The sequence below is a fragment of the Vibrio sp. 2017_1457_13 genome (assembly GCF_030851525.1).
In the GTDB taxonomy this organism is placed as follows: Bacteria; Pseudomonadota; Gammaproteobacteria; order Enterobacterales; family Vibrionaceae; genus Vibrio; species Vibrio metschnikovii.
On sequence record NZ_VHTA01000002.1, the window covers coordinates 1 to 25,517 of the forward strand.

Genomic DNA, 25,517 nt, shown 5'->3' on the forward strand with positions numbered 1-25,517 from the left:
ACTTCAATCGAACTATCAGATAGAGAACTTTAGTTGCAGCTAAAGTCTGGGTCTCACTTTACCCTGATTCGTTAGTTATTATCCATACAAACGCTTCAAGAGGGACTTCCAACGCGTGGCATTTTTACTGTGCGTTGATTTTGGTGGTTTCAGTGTTATGCGGAAACTTGGTAGTAGCGTTGTCAGCCCCTTAAGCGGGCGTTATGTACTCAGGAGAAAAAATGTACTCATTTAAAGCTGATTCAGGCTGGAATTTTGAGACTGAACTAAGATGCTTAATCATTTATAAAACACTCGCAGAACTTGAGTTTCCGAGAGGACTACAAAGTGATTTATGTTCTGTTCTTTCTGAATCTACAGGTCTTAAATTTGAATCGGTAAAAGCAAAAGTCGGTAACTATAAGTCTGAGTTCTGTGTTACGAACCCATCAAATTCGTCTGAAGCAACTAAATATTTAGTAAAAAATTTTGGCCATATGAGTCTTCAAGAATTGGATGCATTATTGACTGGTTATCTTTTGGGTAAAGGTGAAGAACGTACATAACAAGGCGTTAAAGAGGGATTCGCAACGCGCGGCATTTTCGTTATGCATTGATTTTATTAGTTTTTAGTGCAATGCGGTGAGTTGGCAGTTGCGTTACTCACCCCTTAACGCGGCGTTATGCTTTATTGAACCTCAGCAAAATCAATATATAAATTTTAATGGGAAAATTCAGTCTAATTTAGAAGCTTTCCTATTCTAATTTATTGATATTATGAGTTTATTATTCTTTTTGGTGGCTATTGAAAGTTGAACGATGCTTGTACTTTTTCAGCCAACTCTGCTCTGATAAATTGTGTGTGCAAAAGGTTCGATTGTCGCTGAAAAGTCTCTTTCTTTGGTGTTGTTGGTTCATTGATTCCACAGGCCATTTCGCTTCAGCATGCTTGGGATCTCATCGGTTTCTTACTTGCTGACAGTGTTTGGTTAGCGCAAGTTTATCTACAGGGAAAAATCATGAACATGCCCGTATTTAAAGGGGGTGTGGTCTAGATAGCTCACGGTTTTCTTGTTCCGATGGATAACGTTATCACACAATAAACAATTAACCGATGATCAATTTGACGATCATTTTCAATGTTTTCTAATACCTCCATAGACAAATTGGAGGTCAAATAATGAGTAACCAGCACCCATTTATGCATTTCGATGTCATCCCAGATTACCGCCAACAAGGTAAAGTCGAACACAAGTTAACGGATATCATTTTGTTAACAATCTGTGCGGTACTTTCCGGTCAGGATGATTGGAAAGCCATTCATCTTTACGGCACAAGGTGGTTAGATTTTCTCAAACGCTTTGGTGATTTTAGTCATGGCGTTCCCTCTGCCATTACCATAGCTAGAGTGATGGGGATGATTAATGCGACACGCTTACAAAAGTGTTTTATCGAATGGATGAAATCATGCTGTGAACTCACTGACGGTGAAGTGATAGCGATAGACGGTAAAACCGTTCGAGGCTCTTCTGATGATTCCCGTGGTTTTGGTGCGATTCATATGGTTAATGCGTTTGCTACAGAGAATGGCGTGTGCCTCGGACAACATAAAGTATACGAGAAATCCAATGAGATAACCGCTATTCCTGAATTGCTGCAACTACTTGATATATCTGGTTGTTTAGTGACGATTGATGCGATGGGTTGCCAAAAGAAAATCGCGCAAAAAATCCTTGAAAAGAACGCAGATTACTTGTTGGCGGTGAAAGGAAACCAAGGCCGACTTGAGCAAGCTTTTAACAATTATTTTAATATGAGCATGCTGCAAAAACATGACGGTGATTCTTACAGTACTCAAGAAAAATCGCGAGGCCGACAAGAAACACGATTGGCCTTAGTGAATGAAGATTTAAGTGTTTTGGGCGATCTTGAATTTGATTGGCCAGGGCTCAAAACGATGGGAATTGTGGTATCGATTCGTCAAGAATCAGCAGCGGCTCAAGAGTCAGATGTAACGGTTCGATATTATATTAGTTCGAAAGTGCTCAGTGCTAAAGAATTGTTAAATGCTTCACGGTCGCACTGGTTAGTGGAGTCGATGCATTGGATGTTGGATACAGAATTTGGTGAAGATGCTTGCCGTAAACGAGCGGAAGAACGAGCAGAGAATTTCGCAAGGATCAGACAGATGTGCTTAAACATGCTAAAAAGTGAAACGACACTAAAAGCGAGTATTAAACACAAAAGAGCGATGTGCGCGATGGATCCAGAGTACCTTTTGAAGGTATTGGGAAGCCTTTATTTACGGGAATGTTCATGATTTTTCCGTGCACTTTACCCTGATTCGTTAGTTATTATCCATACAAACGCTTCAAGAGGGACTTCCAACGCGTGGCATTTTTATTATGCGTTGGTTTTTGTGGTTACGGTGTTATGTGGAAACTTGGTAGTCGCGTTATCAGCCCTATAAGAAAACCGTCAGAAGACGGTTTTTAATCTAACTGTCTATATTTTAAGCGCAGCACTTTTTGTACTTTTTTCCGCTTCCGCAAATACACGATTCATTACGGTTTGGTGTTTTGTCATAGGTAATAGTTTTAGGTTTGTTTAGTAGCGTATCAAGTTCAATAGTGTTCTCTGGCTGCTTTGAGTCTATAACAATATGAGCCACAATCGAGTGCTCAGAAAGTAAAGTCTCTATCTCAGCTTTACGAGCCTCGGTTGAGACGACAATATTAATTGGAGCTTCCTCAGTGCCTGTTTTTATATCACGCTTTACGTTGTAGCCTGACATAACGTGGTTTTGTCTAGCATCGATTCGACCTTTGAAAAATAGTTTGGACATTTGCAGCTCACTGATAGATTGGTGTGGTGTAGTTTGGTCGCGATTATACGGCACAATGGCAATTGATAAAGAAGTTCCTACAATAGGCGGTATATAAAGTTGGGCATTTTCATTGTGTGTAAAGTTACTAGCAGTATCGTTAGTTCAACGTTGCTATACGTTCACTTGCTTATTGCGATACATTTCTCGGTCAGCTCTATTAAGCAATTCTGAAGCGGTATTTCCATCATTAGGGAAGTTAGCTACTCCGAGGCTAGCATGAATCGATAATGTTTTTTCTTTTAAAACAAAAGGTATTTGAAAGGTATGTTCGATTTTTCGTACCACATCATTGATATGTTCGCTTGGTAAATGAGGCAATAAAATGACAAATTCATCACCCCCGATACGAGCTAAAGTATCCGATGCTCTAATACTCTCAGTCAGACGTTGTGAGATCGCCTGCAAAAGTTCATCGCCCACTTGATGTCCCCAGTAGTCATTGACAGGTTTAAATTTGTCCAAATCAATAAAGATAACGGCAAACTGAATAGGATTACGTTTAGCTTGTAAAATTAACTGTTCCATTCTTTCCATAAGTAGCCTGCGATTCGCCAGTCCAGTTAACGTATCATGATTAGCGAGATGGGTAATTTCACGTTCCGCTTGTTTTCTATCCGTAATGTCACTGATAAAGTTTAAAGAAGCGGGTTCACCATACCAGTCAACCATAACGCCACTGACTTCAATATCAATGATATGTCCATTAGCATGAATTAGCTGTGCTTGATAGCGTTGCGGCGGTGTTGCTTCTTTACTTAGCCGCTGATGATGGGCTTTTAACACAGCAGGTTGGTATTCTGGACTCACTAGGTCGAGGAATGAAGAAAGCTTAAGAAGTTGCTCAATATTGAGACCAACGATTTGCGCTAAATAGTGATTAGCGTATACAAAACGTTGATTCTGAATAACGCCAATCCCTTCATGAGCAGTATCAACCAATGAGCGATAAAAGCGTTCACTTTCTCGAAGTCGTAATTCAATGTTATCTTTTTCCACTAACGTGGTTTCTAATTGAGATTTTAGTGCTAATAAACGTCGATGAGAGCGGTACTGTAGTAACCCAGCAAATAATAATGCACAGATAATGATCATAGAAATCATGATGATTTTTACGATCATTATCCAGTCGTAACGATAACTCACAGAAATAGGTACGTGTCGATTAATAGCTTGATTGATATCTTCGACAGTCAATGTGGCAATGGCCTGATCTAATTGTTCTAGCAATAATGGGTGCTGGTGACGTACACCGATTCGTAACAAATTCTTATAGTCACCGATTTCACCTGCGATTTTAAGATTAAACCAGCCTTCGTTTCTAATAGTATACGCTGCGACTAATAATGAACGTAATGTTGCATCGGCTAGCCCTCTATCCACTAAATCGAAAGCCTCTCGTTCGGTATCAACAGGGATTAAATTGATGTTTGGATAGTCACGTTTAAGAAATTCATACACAGAGGTACCGATAGGCAGAACAATACTACTATCGGTACTGGCGAGATCGTTTAAGTTATCTACATAGTGATGCTCGTGTCGAGTAATTAAGACGTTAGGATTAACAAGATACGGCCGAGTGAAATTAAGCCATTGGCTGCGTTGTTCGGTTTTATTGAGTAACGCCAGAATATCACATTCCCCAGCTTGGGATTTGACTAAGCTTTCGTTCCAATCCACTGTTGGTATTACGACAAACTCCAACTTGGCTCGCTGAAAAATCACTCGTAATAAATCTGCTGCAATGCCAACAAACTGACCATCAGGGTTGATTTTCTCTAAAGGTTCCCAATCAGGATCGACACACATCCGTACAGCTTGCTGTGACCAATCCCGGTCAGCCCATGCGATAGCGGGAAAGGCTAATGTCATTAGGCATAGCATTTTAATAAGATATTTATTAATGACGTTAAAAACAATGGTCAATGCATCGATTCTCTATACAGTGCGGTTAAAAAATTAATCACAAGAAAACATTAGCATACTTTTATTTGATAAGTTGCGATGGGTGATAACAATTGTTACTTACTTAATGACTTTTATGCAATTTCGCCCAGCTTTTTTAGCGTTATACAAAGCTTGATCGGCTAAGGTTAATGCAGATTTTGGGGTGGGCTCTACGTGACTATCACAAATGCCGATACTAATAGTAATAGTAACGGATGTCGCTTTATGACGTTTACGTTTTTTTGAACCTTCTTGATGATTAGCGGGGCGAGTGTCTGTATCTCGAATCACTAAATCGTAATGTTCGATATCGTGACGTAACCACTCTAAATGTGGTTTTGCTTGTTCTGCCGTTTTGCCTTTAAAAAGCAAAGTAAATTCTTCACCACCATAACGATAAGCTCGTCCATTACCGGGAACGAGCCGTAAGCGACTGGCAACAAGTTTTAGCACATCGTCACCAGTTTCATGGCCATAGGTATCATTGAATGCCTTAAAGTGATCGACATCAACCATTGCAATCGTGAAGTTTTTCCCTAAACGCTGCAGGTCAAGATCCAAAGCATGTCGGGCAGGCAGTTGAGTTAATCGGTCATTGAAAGCCAATGCATGACCTGCTGCGATCAAATACAAGATCAATAAGACACCAGCGAGTGAAAAAAGAATGCTGGATATAAAGGAAACGTGGAAAAAAATAAAGGTAGTGCTGGTTAACAATAAAGCGCTGTAAATAGTGGCATCGATCATACGATTTCTGGTTAATACTAAAATCGCACAGACACCGACTAAAGCGAAAAGATAAAGTACTAGAATAAAGGGTAATCGAGAAATTTGCGGAACGCTGTAAAGTAGACCTTCATGTAAATCAATAACAGAGCCATCATAAAAGTGAGTAACACTCAACATCCCCCACAGTAACAACATCAGTAACAGCCCGATGAATTTGGCAAAACTGCGTGTAGCGAGCCCTTGATTATAAAAAGCATAGCTAATGAGACAAGCCACGGGAAGTAGCGTTGCCAAGAGAGACAATTCAAGTAATGTTGAACCATCGGATAGGGGGGATTGCAGTCGGTATTGAACAATCAGGTAACTTACCAGCAACACACTGGCGATCATGGCTATCCGACTTTGCTTAAATAAATGAGCGATAGCAATAGCGCTGACAAAAAGCACGTAAGGTAAATTTTGCGCAAAGCCAATATTGCTTTGCACGACCATAACGAGGTTATCGATTCCGATCCAGACTGTAATAAGTAACAGGATAGGGAAGGCAAAACGAAACCAAGATGAAGAAGCAAAATCTGTCGACATAGATTATTCATGCGCCATTTGAATCAATGCAGTCCCTTATTGGTGAAAAGTTTCGCAAATGGTTTAAGTCCCTTTGGTTATAAGAATACGTTGATTTCAATAATTGCCAAGTTTTTTGCTACACTGAACAGGTGTTAATCTGATGCTTTCACATTTTTACTCAGATATACCCAAACGACTTGAAGTTGTAGGTAGCCAACACCGCTGCAGTTTTAAGTAGGAAGGGTATAGCTCATTTTAGTATCATTGGTCGAAACATAGGCTTAAGGATAAGTTCGCATGATTCAGGAGAAAACGGATGCAGTTAAATGTTGATGTACATAACTATATGGAAACGTTAGTAGGACAAGTATTGATTCAGCGTCAATATAGTGAGAAATACAATCATGACCAATTAGCGGATCTGGCCTGTCTTGCATTGAGTCAAATGCGCCCGGTTTATATCCGACATGATGTCGACTTCCTTTCAGCCCTTCCTGAAGAGCGGTTGGTGATTTTAAAACAACAAGCTCTCGCTGCCATTCAAGCGGCGGAACCCATGATCATTGAAGATCGTCGTACTATGAGAGATAAAGATATTCCCGTTATTTTATCTCAAGCTCGGTTTGATCACGATAATCCGTTAGAATGGTATGAAGAGCCAATTCTTAAGAACAACAAGAAACATAAGGAGTAGTTGTGGGATTATTTGCTCGCTGGTTTGGGGGAAGAGAGAAAAAGCAACAAGAATCAATTCAGCCTGTTGAATATAAAGGTATGCTCATTTATCAAGAATCGATCGCGGAAAACGGCCAATACCGAGTCGCTGGCCGAATTACTCAAGAGATTAATGGTGAGTTACAGACCCATCGTTTTATTCGTTCTGATATTTTGTCGAATAAACAAGAGGCTGATCAGTTAATGTTAAAAAAAGCTCAGCTTTTCATTGATCAGATGAGTGGTCAGATCTTTAACTAATTTCTCCAGTCGTTGACAGAAGTCATGAATAAAAGAACGCTAAGTCGCTATGCTTAGCGTTCTTTTATTTTTTGTCCCAAAATCAAGGAAATGATATGCGAATTGGTGTGCCAAAAGAGAGGCTAGCGGGGGAAACGCGAGTTGCAGCCTCACCTTCATCAGTAGAGCAACTGATAAAACTCGGCTTTGAGGTTGTGGTTGAATCTCAAGCCGGTTCATTAGCGAGTTTTGAAGACAGTGCATTCCAAGCGGCTGGTGCGATGGTTGAACCCTCCGAGGTAGTATGGAATTGCGATATTGTCTTAAAAGTGAATGCGCCAATTTACAATGAGCAAATCGATGAAGTCTCGTTATTAAAAGAGCACGCGACATTAATCTGTTTTATTTGGCCAGCTCAACATCCTCAGTTGCTAGAAAAACTGGCAATGAAAAGCATTAATGTATTAGCGATGGATTGCGTGCCGCGCATCTCTCGAGCTCAAGCCTTAGACGCATTATCATCAATGGCGAATATCGCTGGCTATCGAGCGGTCGTAGAAGCGGCCCATCAGTTTGGCCGTTTCTTTACTGGGCAGATCACCGCTGCTGGTAAAGTCCCTCCCGCGAATGTCTTTATCGCTGGTGCCGGGGTAGCTGGCCTTGCTGCTATAGGTGCAGCAGGAAGCCTTGGCGCAATTGTTAGAGCGTTCGATGTTCGTCCTGAAGTTAAAGAGCAAGTGCAATCAATGGGCGCTGAGTTTCTGGAAATTGATCATCTGCCGACGGTTGCTTCGAGTGATGGGTACGCTCGAGAAATGTCGGATGATTTCAATCAAAAAGCAGCAGAGCTTTACGCAGAGCAAGCAAAAAAAGCCGATATTATTATCACTACCGCACTGATCCCTGGTAAACCAGCACCGACACTCATCACCAAATCGATGGTAGATAGCATGAAACCGGGGAGTGTGATTGTTGATCTGGCGGCTGCAAATGGGGGGAACTGTGAGTATACGGTCAAAGATCAACTGATCACGACTGATAATGGCGTAAAAATCATTGGCTATACCGATATGGTAGGTCGCCTTCCCACTCAAGCTTCTCAGCTTTATGCAACGAATTTGGTCAATTTATTGAAACTGCTTTGTAAAGAGAAGAACGGCGTAATTAACATCGATTTTGACGATGTTGTATTGCGTGGCGTCACTGTCATTAAGCAAGGTGAGATCACCTGGCCTGCACCGCCTATCCCAGTCTCAGTGCAGCAGCCTGCCCAAAGTAAACCGATGGTAGAGAAACCACCCAAACAACCTGCATCACCTTGGAAAAAATTGGTTGGCTTAGCGGCTGGTGTCGGTGTCTTTGCCTGGATAGCATCGGTAGCTCCAGCCGCTTTTCTCGGTCATTTTACGGTTTTTGTGTTAGCTTGTGTGGTTGGTTATTACGTAGTATGGAATGTAACTCATGCATTACATACCCCTTTAATGTCAGTAACTAACGCTATCTCTGGAATTATTATCGTCGGTGCTTTAGTACAAATCGGCCAAGGCAATGGGATAGTAACCTTTTTGGCATTTATTGCCGTTTTGATTGCAAGCATCAATATTTTTGGCGGCTTTACGGTCACGAAACGTATGCTTGACATGTTCCGTAAAGACTAAGGGAGAACAATAATGTCTGCAGGATTAGTACACGCGGCTTATATTATTGCTGCCTTATGTTTTATTTTGAGTCTAGCGGGATTATCGAAACAAGAATCAGCGCGTACCGGTAACTATTACGGTATGGCCGGTATGACGATCGCGCTGCTAGCCACCATCTTCAGTCCTGAGGCACAAGGGCTGAGCTGGATTATTTTAGCCATGATCATCGGGGCCGTCATTGGGATCCGTTTCGCCAATAAAGTAGAGATGACACAGATGCCAGAGCTCGTTGCGATGTTGCACAGCTTTGTTGGTATGGCTGCCGTATTGGTCGGTTATAATAGTTTGCTCGATGCTCCTTTGGTCGATACTCATGCGGAACATGTAATTCATTTGGTCGAAGTTTTTATCGGAGTATTCATCGGTGCCGTAACGTTTACTGGGTCGATCGTCGCGTTTGGTAAATTGAGCGGTTCAATTAGCTCTTCGCCTCTAAATTTGCCACACAAGCATAAGTTAAATCTCGCGGCGTTAGTGATATCGGTTCTGTTACTCATGCAATTTTTAAAGATGGATGGCGGCTTATTGCCGTTGATCATCATGACCATGATTGCTTTAGCCTTTGGCTACCATCTGGTTGCTTCAATCGGTGGCGCTGATATGCCGGTTGTAGTTTCAATGCTCAACTCTTATTCGGGATGGGCCGCGGCCGCCGCTGGCTTTATGCTCGCCAATGATTTGCTGATTGTGACCGGCGCTTTAGTCGGATCGTCTGGGGCGATTCTGTCTTATATTATGTGTAAGGCGATGAACCGTTCATTCATCAGTGTAATTGCTGGTGGTTTTGGTCAAGAAGTAGTGATCAGCAGTGATGAACAGCAAGGTGAATACCGAGAAATGAACGCTGAAGAGGTGGCTGAACTTCTCAAGAACTCTCGTTCTGTCGTGATTACCCCGGGGTACGGTATGGCCGTCGCGCAAGCACAGTATCCTGTTTACGAGATCACCGAGAAGTTACGAGCATTAGGCATTGATGTCCGTTTTGGGATTCATCCTGTGGCCGGTCGGTTACCGGGTCACATGAATGTGCTATTAGCAGAAGCTAAAGTACCTTACGATATTGTATTAGAAATGGATGAAATTAACGATGACCTATCCAAAACCGATACCGTCTTAGTGATTGGAGCGAATGATACGGTCAATCCAGCGGCGTTAGATGATCCTCATAGCCCAATTGCAGGCATGCCAGTATTAGAAGTATGGCACGCGAAACAAGTGATTGTGTTTAAACGTTCAATGAATACGGGTTATGCAGGAGTGCAAAATCCGTTGTTCTTCAAAGACAATACCTTCATGTTATTTGGGGATGCGAAAGAGAGTGTAGACGCCATCTCCAAAGCATTGTAATCTGATGACATCAAAGCATGAAGCCAGCAATTTGCTGGCTTCATGCTTTCTGGTATACGAACAAAGCTTAAGAGGGAAGGGAAAATGTCCCGAACCAATAAGAGCGATACTTTGGTATATTATTGACAGTGATATAACAAGCGTTGTTTCTATTTATAGATAATACATCATCACTTTATGGTTTTATGATCAAACGATTATTTACATTGACAAGAACACTCATCCGCAGCTTAGTGCTTGCCGCTTGTACTTTTACTGTTTCAGCTTTTGCCGATTCCCTACCAGAGCGGATTGAACTGTTTGTATCGCTGTTTGATGAGCAGGCAGCTATGGTCACTTATGATATTCGAACGATTCAAAAAGAGTATCCTACTCGATTATTAACACCAGACAGCATGTTGCCACAAACTGCGTCCTATCCATTAAAAGATATTCAGCTTTTGTACCAGTTAGCACAAAATTGCTCGGGTAATTTACCATTGAACCCTTTAGTAACAGAACCTTTAGTCTTTACTCGAGCGTTGTGTAAAGGAAGTCAATTACCCGTGCGTTGGTTTGCCAGAAGCTCATTGATTCATCCTGGTGGTGGTACTTATGCTGCACGCTACGCAGAAGTTTATCCTGATCAATATGCACAACTTGAACCTTTTATGCATATTCAAGAGCGAGCGCAAGCACCTAGCCAATCTTTATTGGGCCGTTTGCAGAGAATGAACGAAGAGGCGATGAATGCATTGATCGCGGGTGCGATTATGTTTGGTGATAAGGATGAACTTTGGTTAAGAAAAGGCGATGAGTACTACTTATTCGATGATAGCATTTGGCAGCTAAATGCTAGTCAAGCGGGACTGGCATTTAGTTTTGTAGAAAGTGATAGCACATGTTTTGTTCAACGAGGCAATTTATGCTGGAACGTACAAGATCATACGGATTTACTTCGTATCAGTATGTTTGTATTGGTGTTGGCAAATATTTTTTTGGTGATCAGTTGGTCAATTTATCGTTGGAACTCTAAACGACAAGAAATGAAAAGTAGGATGCTAATCTTACAAATTCTAACTCATGAATTGAGAACGCCCATCGCTAGTTTATCATTAACAGTTGAAGGGTTTCGCCGAGAATTTGAACATTTACCCGAAACTGTATACGATGAGTTTCGTCGCCTTTGTGAGGATTCTCGCCGTTTAAGACAGCTTGCCGAAGCCAGTAAAGATTATCTACAGTCGGATAATAAACCGCTCGCGACCGCTTGGGTTCCATCGGTTGAAGAATGGTTGCAATACAAAGTAGAAGAAGAGTTTACTCAACCTATAGAGTTAATTGTTGAACAAGATATAGCGGCAAAGCTCAACGTATATTGGCTTGGGACCTGTATCGATAATTTAATTCGCAATGCCGTAAAATACGGTGTTGCTCCTGTAACCTTAGAAGTCACGTCAACAATTGATTCAGTTACCATCAAGGTGACTGATCAAGGAACGCTGACCCATAAAGATTGGCGTCATTTACGTAAGCCTTTTGTAAGTAAAAGTGGCTTAGGACTTGGCTTAACGATTGTTGAATCGATGGTTGGTAGAATGGGAGGTCGTTTGACCTTAATCGGACCACCAACCACGTTTATTTTGGAGATACCTTGTGAAACAGACATTGCTTCTCGTTGAAGATGATAAAAACCTTGCTGACGGTTTACTGGTAAGTTTAGAGCAAGCGGGATATGACTGTTTACATGCAGAAACTATCGCCGCAGTGGATCAATACTGGGAAAAAGCGGATTTAGTCATTTTAGATAGACAATTACCTGATGGTGATTCAATTTCTCATCTCGCGGAGTGGAAAGCTTTAAAAGAGATCCCTGTCATCTTATTGACCGCTTTAGTGACCGTTAAAGATAAAGTGACAGGCTTAGATGCGGGAGGAAATGACTATCTCACCAAACCGTTTGCTGAAGCTGAGTTATTTGCGCGGATCAGAGCGCAGCTTCGTTCACCGGATGGTGAAGATAATGACGACAGCAAAGTGATCACACCAAACTTGGTGATCGATAAAGCCACTCGAGAAGTATTTTTTAACCAACAGTGTATTACCTTAACGCGAACTGAGTTTGATTTATTGCTTTTTCTCGCCAGCAATTTAGGGCGAGTATTTACTCGCGATGAATTATTGGATCATGTGTGGGGTTACAATCATTTTCCAACGACACGAACGGTGGATACACACGTATTGCAATTGCGTCAGAAACTACCTGGATTAGAAATAGAAACACTCCGTGGCGTTGGGTACAAGATGAAAGCCTAAATCATGCACAGTAAACTATGTCTTATTGGCACGCTAGTGTGCGTGCCTTTTTATGCACAAAGTGTTGAATGGTTTGAGAGTAGTAGTCCATTAACTCAAGTGCATCAGCATCTACTTAACAATGATCTTGATCGAATGTTTCATTCGCTGGTTGAAGTTTGGCAACTGAATCAAACGAAGAATACCAAAACACACCTAAACGATGTATTGATCCAATCGTTATCGGTAGACTGTGGTAAGGGGCTAACCAGCAAAAACTTTCCGGTATGGCTAAATAGTATCGTCATTCGTAAGATAGATATTCAAAGCCCTGGTCGTGACGCATATCAAGTCATATTAGAAGCACAAAGCGATAAGGCACTCAATAATATAACGTTAACTCAATGGGTCGAGAGGCCTATTTCTACCGACAGCAGCTTCACCCGCTCAGGTGACAGCGTCACTGAAGGCGGAGTAACCTTTCGTAAACATTATAATCTGAATTCCAAGTTATCGATGGGGTTGTACCGAATCGATATCACGGCTGAAGATCAAGATTCGTGGAGCACTTGGGTTATCTTTGGCGAACCTAAAGCGAAGCAAACGGTTCGTTGGTCGAGTAAAGATCAATGGACGGTTGATAAAAATGCATTATTGAATCGCCATTGTCCATTGCCTCGCTTAGATGTGTCGGTGTACGATTATTTTGATGGTGAGTATAAAGAAATTTGGCAACAAAGTTATGAATCAAATTATCCGACTCAGCTTGAGTTAACCGATCTAACATCGGATCGCTACATCTTAGCGGTTTCAATGACTCATAAACGCTGGCAAGGGCCAATAATCATAGAGCAAGCTCAAGTTATCAGTAAAACCTATAATGTTTCTCTAGAGGAATGATTAAAGTTGATAGACAATAAGCCGTTATAACAACAAAGTAACCAACGGTTTATTGGATATGAACAGTAAAAAACATATTTGGCTTTTAACGCTTCCCGCACTGCTGGTTGCCACAGAGACTCTTGCCGCGAATTATGCAATTGAAGCACGCGGAGATGCCATGGGCGGCGTTGGCGTGGTCTCTGCAAACTATCTTACTGCTCCATTTTATAATCCTGCTCTAGTGGCTATTTATCGTCGTAATGATGATGCTGGGATGATTTTACCTAGCGTTGGATTTACCTATAACGATCCTGATAAATTAGTAAAAAGCATCGATAACATCGCTGATCTGATTAACAGCAATGACCCAAGTAAGGCCCCTGAATTACAAGCGGCTCTTAATGATATTGATGGTAATACACTCAATGCTAATCTTGGTGGGGTTATCGCTTTTGGTATACCAAACCGCTATATATCTGCCAATATATTTGGCAAAGCGTACACTGAAGTGTATGCCGCTCCCAGCATCGCATCAGATTGCCCTGTAAGTGGTGCTAATCCTAGCAGCCCTGAATGTATTCTTGAGCAGGCACAAAATAGCGGTATTAATGCTGTGTCTATTGCCGTTACTGAAGTTGGTATCTCGTTAGCCAAATATCAAACCTTCCTCGGTCAACATATGGCTTTTGGTATCACTCCGAAATTACAACGCATTTATACTTATCTTTATCAAGCCAGCTTTAACAACTATGAATTCAAAGATTTGTTAGATAACGGTACGGGAGAAACCACATTTAACATTGATGCTGGTGCGGTATGGTTTTATGGGCCTTATCGTTTAGGAGCGGCTGCCACCAATTTGATCAGTCGAGATATTTCAACGCAAACGGTAAACTCTGTTCAGTATGATTATCAAATTCGTCCACAAATCACGCTCGGTGCTGGCATCGTTGCTGATTATGCGACCTTGAGTGTGGATTATGATTTGAATACCGATCGTCGATTTAATAACTTTGCCGATGATACGCAAATGATCCGTATTGGTGGTGAAGTGGATATCATGCGTCAATTAAAATTGAGAGTAGGGTATAACAAAAATCTTGCCTACAGTGGTCGAGACGGTACCATCACTGCTGGAATTGGATTATCACCATTGAATATCATTCAGCTCGATATCGGAGCGAGCTATACCAATGAAAATGCTATGGGTGCATATATAAACTTCCTTGCTAGTTACTGATAGTCTCTTTATAGTGAGGCTCCCCAATAGGAGCCTATTTATGTTTGACGATATACCGACTTTAACTCACAGTGAACAGCAAGCCGCTGTCGAAAAAATTCAGCAAATGATGGCAGAAGGGATCAGTACCGCACAGGCTATTCAAATTGTATCTCAAGAAATTCGTCGTCAGTATGCTGAGGATCAGCAGAATAAAGCAGAATAATTGTCTATTTAAGAGGAGCACACATGTGCTCTTTTTCTTTGATTTTCTATGTCAATAACGCCTTCATTGTACCAAACAAAAGCGTATTTTATATTCATGAATGTACAACAGAATCATTGACTACGTTGGATCTGGCAAGAGGGCTTGATGTAATAAAATATTTATCAGTTGGCTGATAATAGAGTTGAGTACCCTTTATCTTAACGCACTATAACTTACGTTGCGTTGTAACATAAACCAGAAAATGAAGTTTTAATTTTTTAACCCCCATAGAAATAATAAATATAAAATAGCTTAATAGAGAGGAGCTTCAGGATTCTTCTTCCTGATCATGGCCACAGGGATCCCATCAAGGCCATGATTCAGATATCAGAATAAGATTTACACGGTAGCTTGTAACGCTTGTTCAAGATCAGCAAGCAAATCATCAATATGCTCTATGCCTATTGATAACCTAACCATATCAGCTGAAACGCCTGCAGCTTGTAATTCTTGATCATTGAGCTGGCGATGAGTCGTCGATGCAGGAATCGCGGCGCAACTTTTTGCATCACCAATATTTACTAAACGAAGAATTAGATTTAATGCATCATAAAAACGCGCCCCAGCTTCTCGGCCACCGACAATACCGAAACTTAGGATGCCAGAGGCTTTTCCCTGCATATATTTTTGGGCAAGTGAGTGATCTTTGTGAGTGCTTAAACCCGCGTAATTTACCCAATTCACTTGTGGATGTTGGCTAAGCCATTGAGCTACAGCAAAAGTATTTTGATTAATTCGCTCAATCCGCAAAGCTAATGTCTCTAATCCTTGTAATAGATTCCAAGCCGCCTGAGCACTCAGCGCCGCTCCCATATTTCTCAAAGGGACAACACGCGCTCTAGCGATAAAAGCCGCAGCACCAATATCTTGAGCATAGTTAACTCCATGATATGAAATATCCGGCTCATTTAATAATGGAAAGCGCTGCGGATAAGCATGCCATGGGAACTTACCTGAATCGACAATCAGACCGCCAATCGTGGTTCCGTGACCGCCAATATACTTTGTAGCAGAGTGAACCACAATGTCAGCACCATGTTCAAAAGGTCGCCACAAAAAGGGCGTAGCCACCGTATTATCAACAATTAACGGTAAACCATGTTGATGGGCTAGGTTAGCTATCATTTCAATATCAACGATACTGCCGGATGGATTGCCGATACTTTCACAAAAAACCGCTCGAGTATTATCATCAATCATTTGAGCTAACTGAGTAAAATTGTCTTTATCTACAAATCGAACCTCAATACCTTGTCTAGGCAAAGTATGAGCAAATAAATTATAAGTTCCACCATATAACTCACTGATTGAAATAATGTTATCACCAGCTTGAGCAATAGTTTGAATAGCATAAGTAATCGCGGCCATCCCAGAAGCGACCGCCAGTGCGCCAATACCACCTTCAAGTGCTGAGATACGTTGCTCAAGCACATCACAGGTCGGATTCATAATTCTAGAATAAATATTACCTTGGACTTTTAAATCAAAAAGATCTGCAGCATGTTGTGCATCATTAAAACTGAATGAGGTGGTTTGATGAATGGGTACCGCAACGGAGTTTTGATTATCAGCTTGATAACCATGGTGTAAAGCGATCGTTTCACGTTTCATTACATATCCTTATAGTGATAAACGTAAGGCATGTATAGAACCATGAGCATGATATTGATGTCAATATTAATGGCACACCTTAGTGCGCATTATCTGCGCTTATGTTAAGTCTTGCATATCAACAACTTAAAAATGAAGCTTCTATATTTAGAGGCTTCATGAATGAAATACTACGAAATGACAAAAAATTATGTTTTTCGTGAATTAGAATGCGGATTAAGCATAAAAGATACTGCCGAACTTTGTTTTAAAAGTGTGAGGACTGTCAAAGAGTGGGACAAAGGAAAAGAGATACCACCGGAGTGCAAAAGACTAATGCGGATGCAAAGGAAGCACGAGCTAAGCAAATCCGAACAGTGGAAAGGGTTTAAAATCGTTAATGATCAACTTGAATTGCCAAGTGGCCAAAAACTCGAACCTCAACAAATAATCATGGGAGCAGCGCTTGTCGAAATCGCATCAAGTGACGACATTAGAACAAGATCAAGATTACTGAAATATGCCAGAGCAATTTCAAAACTGATGAAGTAAAAAAAGGGGCTTAGGCCCCTTTAATCTTGTGGCTGATTAGCTTCAGCATAAGTAATCAAGTTTTTTATTTGGTCGAGTATTTCTTGCTTATCTAATTTGTCGAGTCGTTTATAAAGTTCTTTAAGTGTGGTGAGTTCATCGGCCAAAGACTCAGGAACGCGGACGAGCTTTGTTGACTCTTCCTTTTTACGACCAGCGCCAGACCTTTTACCGCCATGCTTCTTTTCGGATGCTTTAAGCAAAACATTACACTCGTTAAAAATAGTCAAAGGGGTATAAGGCCCCTCAAGAAAGTAAAAATCAGGGTGTGAATCAAAATAAGACTTACAAAGAGCAATTGTAACATGCAGGTTGCTCTTATAATCGTAAAAATCGTCAAATAAACGGGCGTCAGAATGGAATTGTTCAAGAGCTAGCTGTAATTCAGCGCCAATTGATGCTTTACATTGAAGAGACATAATTAATTCCTGTTACAGATTTCAAGATTATGATTGATGTTACAACATTCAAAATCTTGATTAAAGTTACAATATTCAAAATCTTGATTGATGTAACAGTTTTCTAAATTTTGATTGATATTACATCATTCAAAACCTTGATTTACGTTACAGAAAACAAGGACAACGCAAGCAAAGCATAATTTTAAAGATGAGACTTTCTCCAGTATTGGCTAGAAGCCCACTAAGGCTTGGTCATACGTGGAAAGTACCCCCGTAGTACATGACGGGGGCGCTGCGCGCGGCCTCTCCTGCTAGTCCCGCGATATCACCCGCGCGCAGAGCCCGAAAAAGAAAAAAGAAAAAAGAAACTCAAAGTATCACTGGCAAATGCTGAACGTCCCTTTTTATCGTCAGGCATTTTTTAGGCTTAGCAAGGCGGAGGCATATTTATTTTGACGCTGAGAATATCAACACCAACAAACAGGAGAGAGCGCCCGAAATTAGTCGCGAACTGCATCGAGTGCTTGATGTAATGTGACTATGCCGTAGCGCTAATTCAGAGTTCGTTGAACCTAACGTTACGGCCCCCGCTTCGCTCCTCCCTGCGGGGCTTTGTTCAGAGTTAAAATTGAATTATGAGAACACAATCACATAATAAAGAGCGACCCACTAATCATAAATAAAATGTCAATACTTGACATTGTTATTATGTGAATCAAATCACAAACTAAATATACTCACTGACTGAGCAAGATTATCGACGTCTTTTGCTCTAGCGTCAGCATAGCTCGAGTCCTTGTATGACTCGTAAGGCGGGCAAGTAAGCAAGTGATTAACTTTTTCAGATATGACGTAAACAAAGCAATCATCTAACCGTATGAATTCATAGCCAAATGACTGCAAAACAGAAGAGTTCAGATAATAAGTCGAATCCGTCTTATCAATACGAAAAAGAAACTCATTGTAAACATGGCCATCGGAAAAAATACTTGTGTTAATGCCAGTCAGATAGATAGACGTAAGATCATTAAACATGGGGAAGTATTCATAGAACGGGTTTAAAACATCAATAGAATGATTTTTGATATCACTTTGAACAGAACCACGGCTATTAGCCACGCTCCCAGAACTTTGAGAACTGGCTTTAGAAGACGAAGAACCGGAGAGATGATCATCATTAGAAGAAATCGAAGATGCTTGAACAACCGGAGGTTGAGAAGCTTCCGCGAACACTGTTTGATTCTCATCCAAAGAACTATTAAATAGTAAGTCATAAATACCCCACAAAAAATAACCAGCCGAAGCAAACATAAGAAGCATTACAAGAATAAAACGAGGCGATTTGAAAATACTTATATCAGATTTGGACTCATTAAATGCGCCTGTCGCAGTAGATTTATATAGCACAAACACATCAATCGGTATTTGCTTCGATGTAACATAAAGCTCATCCTTTTTTGTCGATGGGTCTGTTTTAGTGGACTTAGGAGAGTGATTAAAAATTCTAGGCTTACGCTTCCTAAAAAAAGTATCTGTCGAACGATGTGAATAAGCTTCCTGAGCGCAACCACGCAACCAAGTAGGAATTGAGGTCCAATCGGGAGTAAGCATAATAATATCCCATTGGTATTTTCTATGACGCATAAAAGCGCCGTAGAAGTTATAAGGGTAAATAATTCGCCCATATTCATCATATTCGGTACGGCCAGTATCATCAACATCACCCTCTTTTATTTGCTCAGGTGGAGTAGGCAACCATCGAGAATTAAATACATCATTAAAATCATCGGGTAAATAATTAATAAAGTCAGATAAGGGACGATAAAGAGCTTTTTCACGCTTAAATCCAACGTCAGGAGAAAATAAATCCTGACACTCATCAATAACAACGAGAGCACCGATAGGCATCCAACAAAACCAATTTTGCCAGAGCATAACGCCTTCTTCTGAGCGAGTAAAAATCCTTATCAGTTGAGCAGTGGGAGGAAACTTTTCACCCAATAAAGATTCAATCTCTTTCAGCGGCTTTAAACCTTCTATGTTTGTAACAACAAGACGACCCTCACGCAAAGCGGGAACAACTTCGTACCAAACTGCATAAGCAGATTTATAAGAACCATTGGAACCGTGACGGAAATAGACAGCCATTATTTACCACCCCATAACACGCAGAACAAAGGCAGCGCCAAGCGCATCAATTAAAACACGAATAGCATCAACAATACCAAGCTGATAGGAAGCATAACGCAGATTATCCGGCATCATATTAAAAGCATGGTTTAATAACTCATAAACTTGATAGTCATTTAAAACTAATCGTACTGTTTTATATGCAAGCTCGACAGCTAAATTACCAATGAAAAGATATATTTTAATAATGAAGTACCAACAATAAGAAAATATATCTATCAAAAGAGTAGGGATATACATCAAAAAATCATATATATATCCAAGTACGCCAGAGAAAAAAGCAAAAGCATCATAAATATAAGTCATAGCATTACCTCGTGCGACCAGACGATAAAATAATAAATGCGGCGGCTATAAATGCCAGAAACATTATAACAGTCCGTATTAATTCAACATTAGAAGGGCCAAGAGCCTCAAATAAATCAAAGGTCACTTTATTACCCCTTAATTCGAAGTGAGTCGGGGAATAAGAACCATGATTAAACCCCATTTGGCCCAAGTGGATTGGAGGGTTAGAAAGTAAGTTTTCTAACTTAGTTTGAAGCTCAACAATATCATCCTGCAACTCACGACCCGCAGATTTAAAAAAAGTAAAGTCGGGTATTCTTGAATCTGGATTACGAAAAGTATGACCATCGCCCTTTAAGATGCCGCCTAGTTCAGATAAACCCTCATTTACAGATTCAAAACCAGAATTAACCGATGAAACCAATTTAGAATCATCGTAAACAGGTATATTAGAAATCGAGTTATTAACCGAGTTAATAGCCGAAATTATAGACGATGGGTCAAAGGGAGCTGGATTAGAACCAGAGCCGCCACCGGAACCACCGCCAGAGCCATCACCGCCATCGGGTGGATTTGGGTTAGGGTCTGGATTAGGATTAGGTTCAGGGTCTGGATTCGGCTCAGGGTCTGGATTTGGCTCAGGGTCTGGATTTGGCTCAGGGTCTGGATTTGGCTCAGGGTCTGGATTCGGCTCAGGGTCTGGATTTGGCTCAGGGTCTGGATTCGGCTCAGGGTCTGGATTTGGCTCAGGGTCTGGATTCGGCTCAGGAGCGCCAACAACACAAGTAAATGAATAATTTGATTTATCAATACAGTTATCGTAAACAGTAGTAAAAAAACCGGGATTAGCAATAGCACAAGAATTTATCTCATCAGCTAAAAGACCCATATACTCGGAGGAACCGCAAAAAGCATCCTCTTCAGGAGGAACTTCACATCTATTTGTGTCTGGATTGATTTCAGTACCAGATTCGCATTGATGAGGAGTGGTACGGTAAAAAGCGTTTCGCCACTCCCTGCGATATGAAACCCAAGCGTTAGGAGACTTACACATTAAACTGCCATTTCTGATTTCACAATTATATACCATGCCACCAGAATCATATTCAGTTCGATGAGTAGTTGACGTTATAAAATTAATTAAACTAGTAGAATCAGCAAAAACAGGATGAGGATTGAGAACTATACCACAGTTTCCACTACCACAATCAACACTCAAAAATGTTAATTTAATAGACGAAAAAGACAGTGACGAATAAAAAAGTAAAGCAAAAAATAAATAATAACGTTTCATGTGAATAACCAATAAAAAAGGGAGCCGAAGCCCCCGATTTAATCAACCGCTTATCACCCCTGTATATACACCATACAAGAATGACAGCGTCATTAATGAAGCAAGGGCAATAGTCGTTATCATAGTATTAACGACGTAGCCAAGAAACAACCATACCAAGACCGAAGCCGAGAGCAGCTAGAGCAATAACGCCGGAAGTAGTCAAAGAAACCATGTTTTGACCAGAAGTAACAGCCGCTTCAATAGCTTCGACATTGTTTGCAAATGCAGAAGATGAAGCAAGAGCAGTACCAGCAACCAAAGTTAATTTAACCGTTTTACCCTTTAAAGTCTGAGCAGTTGACTTGATTTTATTTAACATAGTATCACCTATTAATTTAAACTAACGTTTACCAAGATATTTAATAACACGGCCAAGTGTATGACCAAGTATAAAAGTGACAAGAGCTTGACCGATAACAAACTGATATAAACTCTTATCAAATTGCAGCAGAGACCAATCGAACTGACCATCTACTAATTGTGTGACGTCAGATTTAGACATGAGAATATAATCACAAACACCCGTTTGTGAAATAGTCACAACGCCATCAACCAACGCCACGCAAACCGACATGATTACCCCTTATTTACTAAAGAAGCAAAAGACGCTTCGAAATGTTTTTTAATTTCAGGGTCAACCGGAATTAGCTTTTTAATAACAGGCCCACTCAGTGGATTGTTCATATCTAAAGATAAATCAAACTCATACTCACGGCGCGGAACTAATGCACCGCATTTTTCAAGTTGCAAAGCGTAATCATAATCAATGATTAGCGGCTGGTCGTATTTAGAAACTTCACCGGACTCACCAATTGTGCGACGCTTCATTTTGAATGTATCTGTATCAATTTCAAGCTCACCAAGCGGACGGGATATATTTAATTGAGCATAGTTCCCTTTGTATTCATTCCAAATAATAGAAACGCCAAGTACAAATAATGTATCTTTCATTTTAATCACTCCAAGCTATTAATTAACTTTTGATGCATTGATGGAAATTTAAGTAATGTATCGTCACGTAATAAAGTAGTTACTACTTTTTGATGGTCATTTTCATACAAATCTAATAATGAATTAACTAAGCGACCGTATTGACGCTTAGCCCAAAACACAGTCGATAAAACATCACAGGCCGCACGTTTACGACCCTTTAAAGAGCGAGTAGGGACGGGAGCAAAAGCGGCCGATTTAGATGAAACTAAGCTCGCTGCATATTCATTAAGCGCAATGAAACCGCCTACGATATTTAATAAAATATCAACGTCCCATTTTTTTAATTCAACTTCGGAACGTGTCCACGTAAAATTATCAGCAACAATTTTACGTTCGAGTTTTTTATCATAAACGCGCCAATAAACGTTAGATTGACGAGAACCGAAAGTACGCTCCTTGCGGCTGTAAACTTTTTTACCATCGGAATTAATTTCATACTCATCATTTAAGCCGATTTTAGGAGCAAAGCCGCGCGAACGTTTAAATGCACCTTTCCATGCCGCTTTTTCAGCAGCTTCACAAGTATGCAAATCGTCATAACAGTCATACGCTAAATCAACACGAGATAACGACTTGCAACACAAAACTGTTGAAATCCAATGATGAAGAAAAGCACAAGTGCGTTGGCTAAATAAATGCTTGCAGCCATGGCCCGTGATTTGAAAATGTATTGTGTCGTTATTACCGCCAAAGCCAACTTGACCGCAGTAGTCATCACCATATTCTGAAGTCAAAACAAAAGAGTCATTGTAAAACTGAAAGCCTTTACCGCGCGGTGCACCGTAATTAAAGCCGAGAACGTATTGAATAAAACGTCTCACACATTCTTGTAAATAATCGGTGTAAGACTCTTTGAAGAACCTTTGATAAGCCTCTAAATCAGAAAACTTTTTAGCGATAAAGTTATCGTATTGAGGTTCATCCGGAAAATGAAAGCCAGAGTAGGGCGACTCTTTTTTGCAATGACGAAAATCAGAGATTTTCACGGTAAAACAAAGGTAATCAACCGTGATTTCCGATTGCTCATAGTCTTCTAAATCCGTGTAAAACTCAGGACCATATTGAACAAAATCAAAATCTAGGCCGGACTTTTTAGGGCGTGATAAGTAGTTAGACGGCACTTTATGAGTCGATGATTTCTTTTTGAAAACCTCAACCGTATTCATTTTGAGTTGATTCAAAATGCCAGAACCACACTCAGGACAAACGCAAGTAACGGGAGATTCGTAATTAGTACCGCAATCCATGCATGCCATTTTCATGAGTCAATCCCCATGATTTTCATACGTTCGTCATACGTTGTATCTGTGATATCAACCAGCTTGTAATAAACACCCTCAGAATTCAGGTAGCTGATTAAACCATTGTAAGAGCTGAAAAAATCCCATTCGCCGAACATGTAAACGGATACGGAGTTATCAGGCATTAAGTCATAGTAAATTTTTTCAGCAGCCATGATTAAAGACCTCGCTTTGTTTTTTGAAGCTCAAAGACTTCAAGGCGCAATTTATTGCGACGAACAAGCAAGCGCTTGTACTCATAAGGAAAAATCAAACGCTCAAGAGCATTGAGAAGAAAAAGGATAAAGCGTGATGATATGAAGCCAGCGCAAGCAACGAAAAAACCAAGAACCACAAAGCTAGACACTATGGTTTCTATGTTTTCTGGTGTAAGAGCGATAATTTCAGTAGTCATGATTAAGCCTCAGCCAACACAAAACCGACAACACAACCAGAACCGGAATGCTCAAGCCGATTGCACTTATAAACAGGGCTAAAATCAAAACCGTCAGTAAACTGGATTTGCTGACCGAGTTCAGGGGATTGTGATATGTGAAGAATTTTCGTATTTAGCTTGCGAGCGCAAATCAAATCAAAATATTTATCTGATACTTGGATTGTGAGAATGTTCATGTAACCCCCTAAAGCTACTTTTTTGAAGAGGCCGCCCCAGAAGCTAGGGAGCGACCAGAACGGCCAATACAGTGATTTCTGAACTAGTAAACACATAATTTTATGTATCGTCAATAAAGCATTTTATGTGTTAAAAGACTAAAATGACTTTAGACAGACAAATGAGGAAGCAGCGAAATGTACACAAACAAGCTGATAGACGCCTATAAAGAGCAAATGAACTATGTTCAATACAAACAAGTAGCTCACGACCTAGGCGTAAGCCCGCAAATGATTACAGAGGTCAGAAAAGGAAGAACATACCTTAATGAAAATCAGGTACTTATGATGGCGGAAGCCGTTGGTGAGGACAAAGAAAAAGCAATAATAGGCTTAGCGATGGATAAGGCGAAAAGCTACGAAGCGCGACAGGCTTGGGCGAACATTGCAAAAAAGTTTAACGGGTTAGGATTAACAACAATAACAATGGCTTACGTGGGATTTGCAGTGACTTTTTTAGATGTTAATGAGTGCGCATTATCATTGTTATGTTAAATGCAATTCGGCGAAGGTAAAGGTGGTTTTATCTAGTTTATGTGGGCTATAAAAAAGAGAGCTTGTGATAGACCTTACTCTACTTCGACTTTGAATAGCTCAGTGATTAAACATAAGGTCTATTTACCATAAAATAGCTAATAACTACTCTTGTTATCGATATACAAGTGTCGTTATTAGCTTCCAGCAAGCTTTACCGTGTAACCTTTTTTTTCAAGCAATTGCTTAATTTTATCTCGCATTTCACCTTGAATTTCAATATGACCATCTTTGATCGAGCCACCGCAGCCACAGGACTTTTTTAGCTCAGCAGCCAGCAGCTTGAGAGGCGCATCATCAAGGTCTAAACCCTTAATAATTGACACACCTTTGCCTTTGCGACCTTTCGTTTCTTTGTGAATTCTGACAATCCCATCACCTTTCGGACGTTCGATGCTTGGGGCTTCAGGCTTAATACGGCCCGTTTCCGTTGAATATACAAGAGTCATAATATACTTCGTTCTTTGTTACTTTTTTAATTGAGTTTGTTGAGCTTCCGCTTTCTGTTTTGCAATCAGATAAGCTTCGATATGTTTTTGAATAGCAACTTTTGCTCCTTTGATCAAGCGGCCATTGAAAAAGCAATACCATCCATTGGGTTCCCCTGTATCATTTTTTAACATAAAACCGTTGAATTGCTCTTGAATCGTTTGTGAACCACCTTCTCGTTTTTTGCCAATCGATTCAAATTCACTTGGGTCAATCAGCGATGCCGTATCACAAAACCAATCAATACTTTTTTTTACTGCAGCGAGGTTTCCAGTTAAAACGTTTTTTTTGATCTGCACTTGCCAGATGTCTGGTGAGTTATCTGCAGATTTTAGAGTAAATCCTCGGTATGTAGTGATTGCCATGATGACCTACTTATTTTTGTCATTGATAGTTAAATAAT

Annotated in this window: 30 protein-coding genes; 13 read left to right on the top strand and 17 right to left on the bottom strand. The window is 40.5% G+C overall.

Annotated features, from left to right (window positions below; translation table 11 throughout):
- The first annotated feature begins 221 nt into the window (after nucleotides 1-221).
- Together FKN88_RS02550 and FKN88_RS02555 are read left to right on the top strand one after the other, a co-directional pair.
- Nucleotides 222-545: a hypothetical protein gene (locus FKN88_RS02550; protein ID WP_154171048.1), complete on the top strand. Its 324-nt coding sequence runs from the start codon at nucleotides 222-224 to the stop codon at nucleotides 543-545.
- Nucleotides 546-1,159: 614 nt separating this feature from the next.
- On the top strand, nucleotides 1,160-2,299 hold the full coding sequence (locus tag FKN88_RS02555) for an ISAs1 family transposase (RefSeq protein WP_306687184.1): 1,140 nt from the start codon (nucleotides 1,160-1,162) through the stop codon (nucleotides 2,297-2,299).
- A gap of 192 nt (nucleotides 2,300-2,491) precedes the next feature.
- Here the strand turns inward: FKN88_RS02555 and FKN88_RS02560 are convergent, their stop codons facing one another.
- The 3 genes from FKN88_RS02560 to FKN88_RS02570 all read right to left on the bottom strand — a co-directional run bounded on the left by FKN88_RS02560 (nucleotide 2,492) and on the right by FKN88_RS02570 (nucleotide 6,124).
- The gene (locus FKN88_RS02560; protein WP_040905003.1) at nucleotides 2,492-2,824 is read right to left on the bottom strand and encodes a PBPRA1643 family SWIM/SEC-C metal-binding motif protein; all 333 of its coding nucleotides are present in this window, start codon (nucleotides 2,822-2,824) and stop codon (nucleotides 2,492-2,494) included.
- 153 nt (nucleotides 2,825-2,977) lie between these two features.
- Complete coding sequence (locus tag FKN88_RS02565) at nucleotides 2,978-4,735, bottom strand: diguanylate cyclase domain-containing protein (RefSeq protein ID WP_306687185.1); 1,758 nt, start codon at nucleotides 4,733-4,735, stop codon at nucleotides 2,978-2,980.
- Nucleotides 4,736-4,888: 153 nt separating this feature from the next.
- Nucleotides 4,889-6,124 carry a GGDEF domain-containing protein gene (locus FKN88_RS02570; RefSeq protein ID WP_154171050.1) on the bottom strand — a complete coding sequence of 412 codons (1,236 nt, stop codon included), beginning with the start codon at nucleotides 6,122-6,124 and terminating at the stop codon, nucleotides 4,889-4,891.
- 298 nt (nucleotides 6,125-6,422) lie between these two features.
- Here FKN88_RS02570 and FKN88_RS02575 point away from each other — a divergent pair, with 298 nt between their 5' ends.
- From FKN88_RS02575 to FKN88_RS02615, 9 genes are all read left to right on the top strand, one after another.
- Nucleotides 6,423-6,800 carry a late competence development ComFB family protein gene (locus FKN88_RS02575; protein ID WP_004396309.1) on the top strand — a complete coding sequence of 126 codons (378 nt, stop codon included), beginning with the start codon at nucleotides 6,423-6,425 and terminating at the stop codon, nucleotides 6,798-6,800.
- Between the two features lie 2 nt (nucleotides 6,801-6,802).
- A complete protein-coding gene (locus tag FKN88_RS02580) occupies nucleotides 6,803-7,081 on the top strand; it encodes an HlyU family transcriptional regulator (RefSeq protein WP_154171051.1) in 279 nt (92 codons plus the stop codon).
- 95 nt (nucleotides 7,082-7,176) lie between these two features.
- Nucleotides 7,177-8,718, top strand: coding sequence for a Re/Si-specific NAD(P)(+) transhydrogenase subunit alpha (locus tag FKN88_RS02585; protein ID WP_154171052.1), 1,542 nt, complete (start codon nucleotides 7,177-7,179; stop codon nucleotides 8,716-8,718).
- 12 nt (nucleotides 8,719-8,730) lie between these two features.
- On the top strand, nucleotides 8,731-10,107 hold the full coding sequence (gene pntB, locus FKN88_RS02590; protein WP_154171053.1) for a Re/Si-specific NAD(P)(+) transhydrogenase subunit beta: 1,377 nt from the start codon (nucleotides 8,731-8,733) through the stop codon (nucleotides 10,105-10,107).
- Between the two features lie 185 nt (nucleotides 10,108-10,292).
- Nucleotides 10,293-11,768: a sensor histidine kinase VxrA gene (vxrA, locus tag FKN88_RS02595; RefSeq protein ID WP_154171054.1), complete on the top strand. Its 1,476-nt coding sequence runs from the start codon at nucleotides 10,293-10,295 to the stop codon at nucleotides 11,766-11,768.
- Nucleotides 11,743-12,402 carry a response regulator transcription factor VxrB gene (vxrB, locus tag FKN88_RS02600; protein ID WP_154171055.1) on the top strand — a complete coding sequence of 220 codons (660 nt, stop codon included), beginning with the start codon at nucleotides 11,743-11,745 and terminating at the stop codon, nucleotides 12,400-12,402. Before vxrA ends, vxrB begins: the two co-directional genes overlap by 26 nt.
- 3 nt (nucleotides 12,403-12,405) lie before the next feature.
- On the top strand, nucleotides 12,406-13,281 hold the full coding sequence (locus FKN88_RS02605; RefSeq protein WP_154171056.1) for a DUF2861 family protein: 876 nt from the start codon (nucleotides 12,406-12,408) through the stop codon (nucleotides 13,279-13,281).
- Nucleotides 13,282-13,339: 58 nt separating this feature from the next.
- Nucleotides 13,340-14,503, top strand: coding sequence for a conjugal transfer protein TraF (locus FKN88_RS02610; RefSeq protein ID WP_154171057.1), 1,164 nt, complete (start codon nucleotides 13,340-13,342; stop codon nucleotides 14,501-14,503).
- Nucleotides 14,504-14,543: 40 nt separating this feature from the next.
- The gene (locus FKN88_RS02615; RefSeq protein WP_004396324.1) at nucleotides 14,544-14,708 is read left to right on the top strand and encodes a YoaH family protein; all 165 of its coding nucleotides are present in this window, start codon (nucleotides 14,544-14,546) and stop codon (nucleotides 14,706-14,708) included.
- 381 nt (nucleotides 14,709-15,089) lie between these two features.
- Here FKN88_RS02615 and FKN88_RS02620 read toward each other — a convergent pair whose 3' ends face one another.
- A complete protein-coding gene (locus tag FKN88_RS02620) occupies nucleotides 15,090-16,361 on the bottom strand; it encodes an O-acetylhomoserine aminocarboxypropyltransferase/cysteine synthase family protein (RefSeq protein WP_154171058.1) in 1,272 nt (423 codons plus the stop codon).
- Between the two features lie 162 nt (nucleotides 16,362-16,523).
- Here FKN88_RS02620 and FKN88_RS02625 point away from each other — a divergent pair, with 162 nt between their 5' ends.
- Complete coding sequence (locus FKN88_RS02625; RefSeq protein ID WP_306687186.1) at nucleotides 16,524-16,892, top strand: regulator; 369 nt, start codon at nucleotides 16,524-16,526, stop codon at nucleotides 16,890-16,892.
- A gap of 20 nt (nucleotides 16,893-16,912) precedes the next feature.
- Here the strand turns inward: FKN88_RS02625 and FKN88_RS02630 are convergent, their stop codons facing one another.
- From FKN88_RS02630 to FKN88_RS02680, 11 genes are all read right to left on the bottom strand, one after another.
- Complete coding sequence (locus FKN88_RS02630; RefSeq protein WP_306687187.1) at nucleotides 16,913-17,350, bottom strand: hypothetical protein; 438 nt, start codon at nucleotides 17,348-17,350, stop codon at nucleotides 16,913-16,915.
- A 702-nt stretch (nucleotides 17,351-18,052) separates the two neighbouring features.
- Nucleotides 18,053-19,480 carry a zonular occludens toxin domain-containing protein gene (locus FKN88_RS02635; RefSeq protein ID WP_306687188.1) on the bottom strand — a complete coding sequence of 476 codons (1,428 nt, stop codon included), beginning with the start codon at nucleotides 19,478-19,480 and terminating at the stop codon, nucleotides 18,053-18,055.
- A gap of 3 nt (nucleotides 19,481-19,483) precedes the next feature.
- The gene (locus tag FKN88_RS02640) at nucleotides 19,484-19,828 is read right to left on the bottom strand and encodes a hypothetical protein (protein ID WP_306687189.1); all 345 of its coding nucleotides are present in this window, start codon (nucleotides 19,826-19,828) and stop codon (nucleotides 19,484-19,486) included.
- A 4-nt stretch (nucleotides 19,829-19,832) separates the two neighbouring features.
- Nucleotides 19,833-21,104, bottom strand: a complete 1,272-nt coding sequence (locus tag FKN88_RS02645) for a hypothetical protein (protein WP_306687190.1) — start codon at nucleotides 21,102-21,104, stop codon at nucleotides 19,833-19,835.
- 127 nt (nucleotides 21,105-21,231) lie between these two features.
- Entirely contained in the window at nucleotides 21,232-21,465 is a 234-nt protein-coding gene (locus FKN88_RS02650) for a hypothetical protein (RefSeq protein ID WP_306687191.1), read from the bottom strand.
- Between the two features lie 21 nt (nucleotides 21,466-21,486).
- Entirely contained in the window at nucleotides 21,487-21,720 is a 234-nt protein-coding gene (locus FKN88_RS02655; protein ID WP_306687192.1) for a transcriptional regulator, read from the bottom strand.
- A gap of 2 nt (nucleotides 21,721-21,722) precedes the next feature.
- Nucleotides 21,723-22,097, bottom strand: a complete 375-nt coding sequence (locus FKN88_RS02660) for a DUF1293 family protein (RefSeq protein WP_306687193.1) — start codon at nucleotides 22,095-22,097, stop codon at nucleotides 21,723-21,725.
- A 5-nt stretch (nucleotides 22,098-22,102) separates the two neighbouring features.
- Nucleotides 22,103-23,320 carry a replication initiation factor domain-containing protein gene (locus tag FKN88_RS02665; RefSeq protein ID WP_306687194.1) on the bottom strand — a complete coding sequence of 406 codons (1,218 nt, stop codon included), beginning with the start codon at nucleotides 23,318-23,320 and terminating at the stop codon, nucleotides 22,103-22,105.
- A 77-nt stretch (nucleotides 23,321-23,397) separates the two neighbouring features.
- Nucleotides 23,398-23,595, bottom strand: a complete 198-nt coding sequence (locus FKN88_RS02670) for a hypothetical protein (protein WP_306687195.1) — start codon at nucleotides 23,593-23,595, stop codon at nucleotides 23,398-23,400.
- 2 nt (nucleotides 23,596-23,597) lie between these two features.
- A complete protein-coding gene (locus tag FKN88_RS02675) occupies nucleotides 23,598-23,834 on the bottom strand; it encodes a hypothetical protein (RefSeq protein WP_306687196.1) in 237 nt (78 codons plus the stop codon).
- Nucleotides 23,835-23,836: 2 nt separating this feature from the next.
- Nucleotides 23,837-24,052 carry a hypothetical protein gene (locus tag FKN88_RS02680; protein WP_306687197.1) on the bottom strand — a complete coding sequence of 72 codons (216 nt, stop codon included), beginning with the start codon at nucleotides 24,050-24,052 and terminating at the stop codon, nucleotides 23,837-23,839.
- Nucleotides 24,053-24,229: 177 nt separating this feature from the next.
- On the opposite strand from FKN88_RS02680, the gene FKN88_RS02685 reads away from it, so the two are divergent.
- Nucleotides 24,230-24,586: a DUF3693 domain-containing protein gene (locus FKN88_RS02685; RefSeq protein WP_306687198.1), complete on the top strand. Its 357-nt coding sequence runs from the start codon at nucleotides 24,230-24,232 to the stop codon at nucleotides 24,584-24,586.
- Between the two features lie 176 nt (nucleotides 24,587-24,762).
- On the opposite strand, the gene yciH is transcribed toward FKN88_RS02685, so the two are convergent.
- Both yciH and FKN88_RS02695 read right to left on the bottom strand, forming a co-directional pair.
- The gene (gene yciH / locus FKN88_RS02690; RefSeq protein WP_004396328.1) at nucleotides 24,763-25,074 is read right to left on the bottom strand and encodes a stress response translation initiation inhibitor YciH; all 312 of its coding nucleotides are present in this window, start codon (nucleotides 25,072-25,074) and stop codon (nucleotides 24,763-24,765) included.
- Between the two features lie 18 nt (nucleotides 25,075-25,092).
- Entirely contained in the window at nucleotides 25,093-25,479 is a 387-nt protein-coding gene (locus FKN88_RS02695; protein ID WP_154171059.1) for a DUF3319 domain-containing protein, read from the bottom strand.
- Nucleotides 25,480-25,517 lie beyond the last annotated feature (38 nt).

Coding starts and splice junctions, on each gene's coding strand:
- FKN88_RS02680 (WP_306687197.1), bottom strand. CDS start 24,052: ATGAACATTCTCACAATCCAAGTATCAGATAAATATTTTGATTTGATT.
- FKN88_RS02660 (WP_306687193.1), bottom strand. CDS start 22,097: ATGAAAGATACATTATTTGTACTTGGCGTTTCTATTATTTGGAATGAA.
- FKN88_RS02575 (WP_004396309.1), top strand. CDS start 6,423: ATGCAGTTAAATGTTGATGTACATAACTATATGGAAACGTTAGTAGGA.
- FKN88_RS02655 (WP_306687192.1), bottom strand. CDS start 21,720: ATGTCGGTTTGCGTGGCGTTGGTTGATGGCGTTGTGACTATTTCACAA.
- FKN88_RS02560 (WP_040905003.1), bottom strand. CDS start 2,824: ATGTCCAAACTATTTTTCAAAGGTCGAATCGATGCTAGACAAAACCAC.
- FKN88_RS02550 (WP_154171048.1), top strand. CDS start 222: ATGTACTCATTTAAAGCTGATTCAGGCTGGAATTTTGAGACTGAACTA.
- FKN88_RS02570 (WP_154171050.1), bottom strand. CDS start 6,124: ATGTCGACAGATTTTGCTTCTTCATCTTGGTTTCGTTTTGCCTTCCCT.
- FKN88_RS02605 (WP_154171056.1), top strand. CDS start 12,406: ATGCACAGTAAACTATGTCTTATTGGCACGCTAGTGTGCGTGCCTTTT.
- vxrA (WP_154171054.1), top strand. CDS start 10,293: ATGATCAAACGATTATTTACATTGACAAGAACACTCATCCGCAGCTTA.
- FKN88_RS02630 (WP_306687187.1), bottom strand. CDS start 17,350: ATGTCTCTTCAATGTAAAGCATCAATTGGCGCTGAATTACAGCTAGCT.
- FKN88_RS02625 (WP_306687186.1), top strand. CDS start 16,524: ATGAAATACTACGAAATGACAAAAAATTATGTTTTTCGTGAATTAGAA.
- FKN88_RS02650 (WP_306687191.1), bottom strand. CDS start 21,465: ATGTTAAATAAAATCAAGTCAACTGCTCAGACTTTAAAGGGTAAAACG.
- pntB (WP_154171053.1), top strand. CDS start 8,731: ATGTCTGCAGGATTAGTACACGCGGCTTATATTATTGCTGCCTTATGT.
- FKN88_RS02610 (WP_154171057.1), top strand. CDS start 13,340: ATGAACAGTAAAAAACATATTTGGCTTTTAACGCTTCCCGCACTGCTG.
- FKN88_RS02615 (WP_004396324.1), top strand. CDS start 14,544: ATGTTTGACGATATACCGACTTTAACTCACAGTGAACAGCAAGCCGCT.
- FKN88_RS02620 (WP_154171058.1), bottom strand. CDS start 16,361: ATGAAACGTGAAACGATCGCTTTACACCATGGTTATCAAGCTGATAAT.
- FKN88_RS02585 (WP_154171052.1), top strand. CDS start 7,177: ATGCGAATTGGTGTGCCAAAAGAGAGGCTAGCGGGGGAAACGCGAGTT.
- FKN88_RS02640 (WP_306687189.1), bottom strand. CDS start 19,828: ATGACTTATATTTATGATGCTTTTGCTTTTTTCTCTGGCGTACTTGGA.
- yciH (WP_004396328.1), bottom strand. CDS start 25,074: ATGACTCTTGTATATTCAACGGAAACGGGCCGTATTAAGCCTGAAGCC.
- FKN88_RS02685 (WP_306687198.1), top strand. CDS start 24,230: ATGTACACAAACAAGCTGATAGACGCCTATAAAGAGCAAATGAACTAT.
- FKN88_RS02565 (WP_306687185.1), bottom strand. CDS start 4,735: ATGACATTAGCCTTTCCCGCTATCGCATGGGCTGACCGGGATTGGTCA.
- FKN88_RS02635 (WP_306687188.1), bottom strand. CDS start 19,480: ATGGCTGTCTATTTCCGTCACGGTTCCAATGGTTCTTATAAATCTGCT.
- FKN88_RS02645 (WP_306687190.1), bottom strand. CDS start 21,104: ATGAAACGTTATTATTTATTTTTTGCTTTACTTTTTTATTCGTCACTG.
- FKN88_RS02675 (WP_306687196.1), bottom strand. CDS start 23,834: ATGACTACTGAAATTATCGCTCTTACACCAGAAAACATAGAAACCATA.
- FKN88_RS02555 (WP_306687184.1), top strand. CDS start 1,160: ATGAGTAACCAGCACCCATTTATGCATTTCGATGTCATCCCAGATTAC.
- FKN88_RS02670 (WP_306687195.1), bottom strand. CDS start 23,595: ATGGCTGCTGAAAAAATTTACTATGACTTAATGCCTGATAACTCCGTA.
- FKN88_RS02695 (WP_154171059.1), bottom strand. CDS start 25,479: ATGGCAATCACTACATACCGAGGATTTACTCTAAAATCTGCAGATAAC.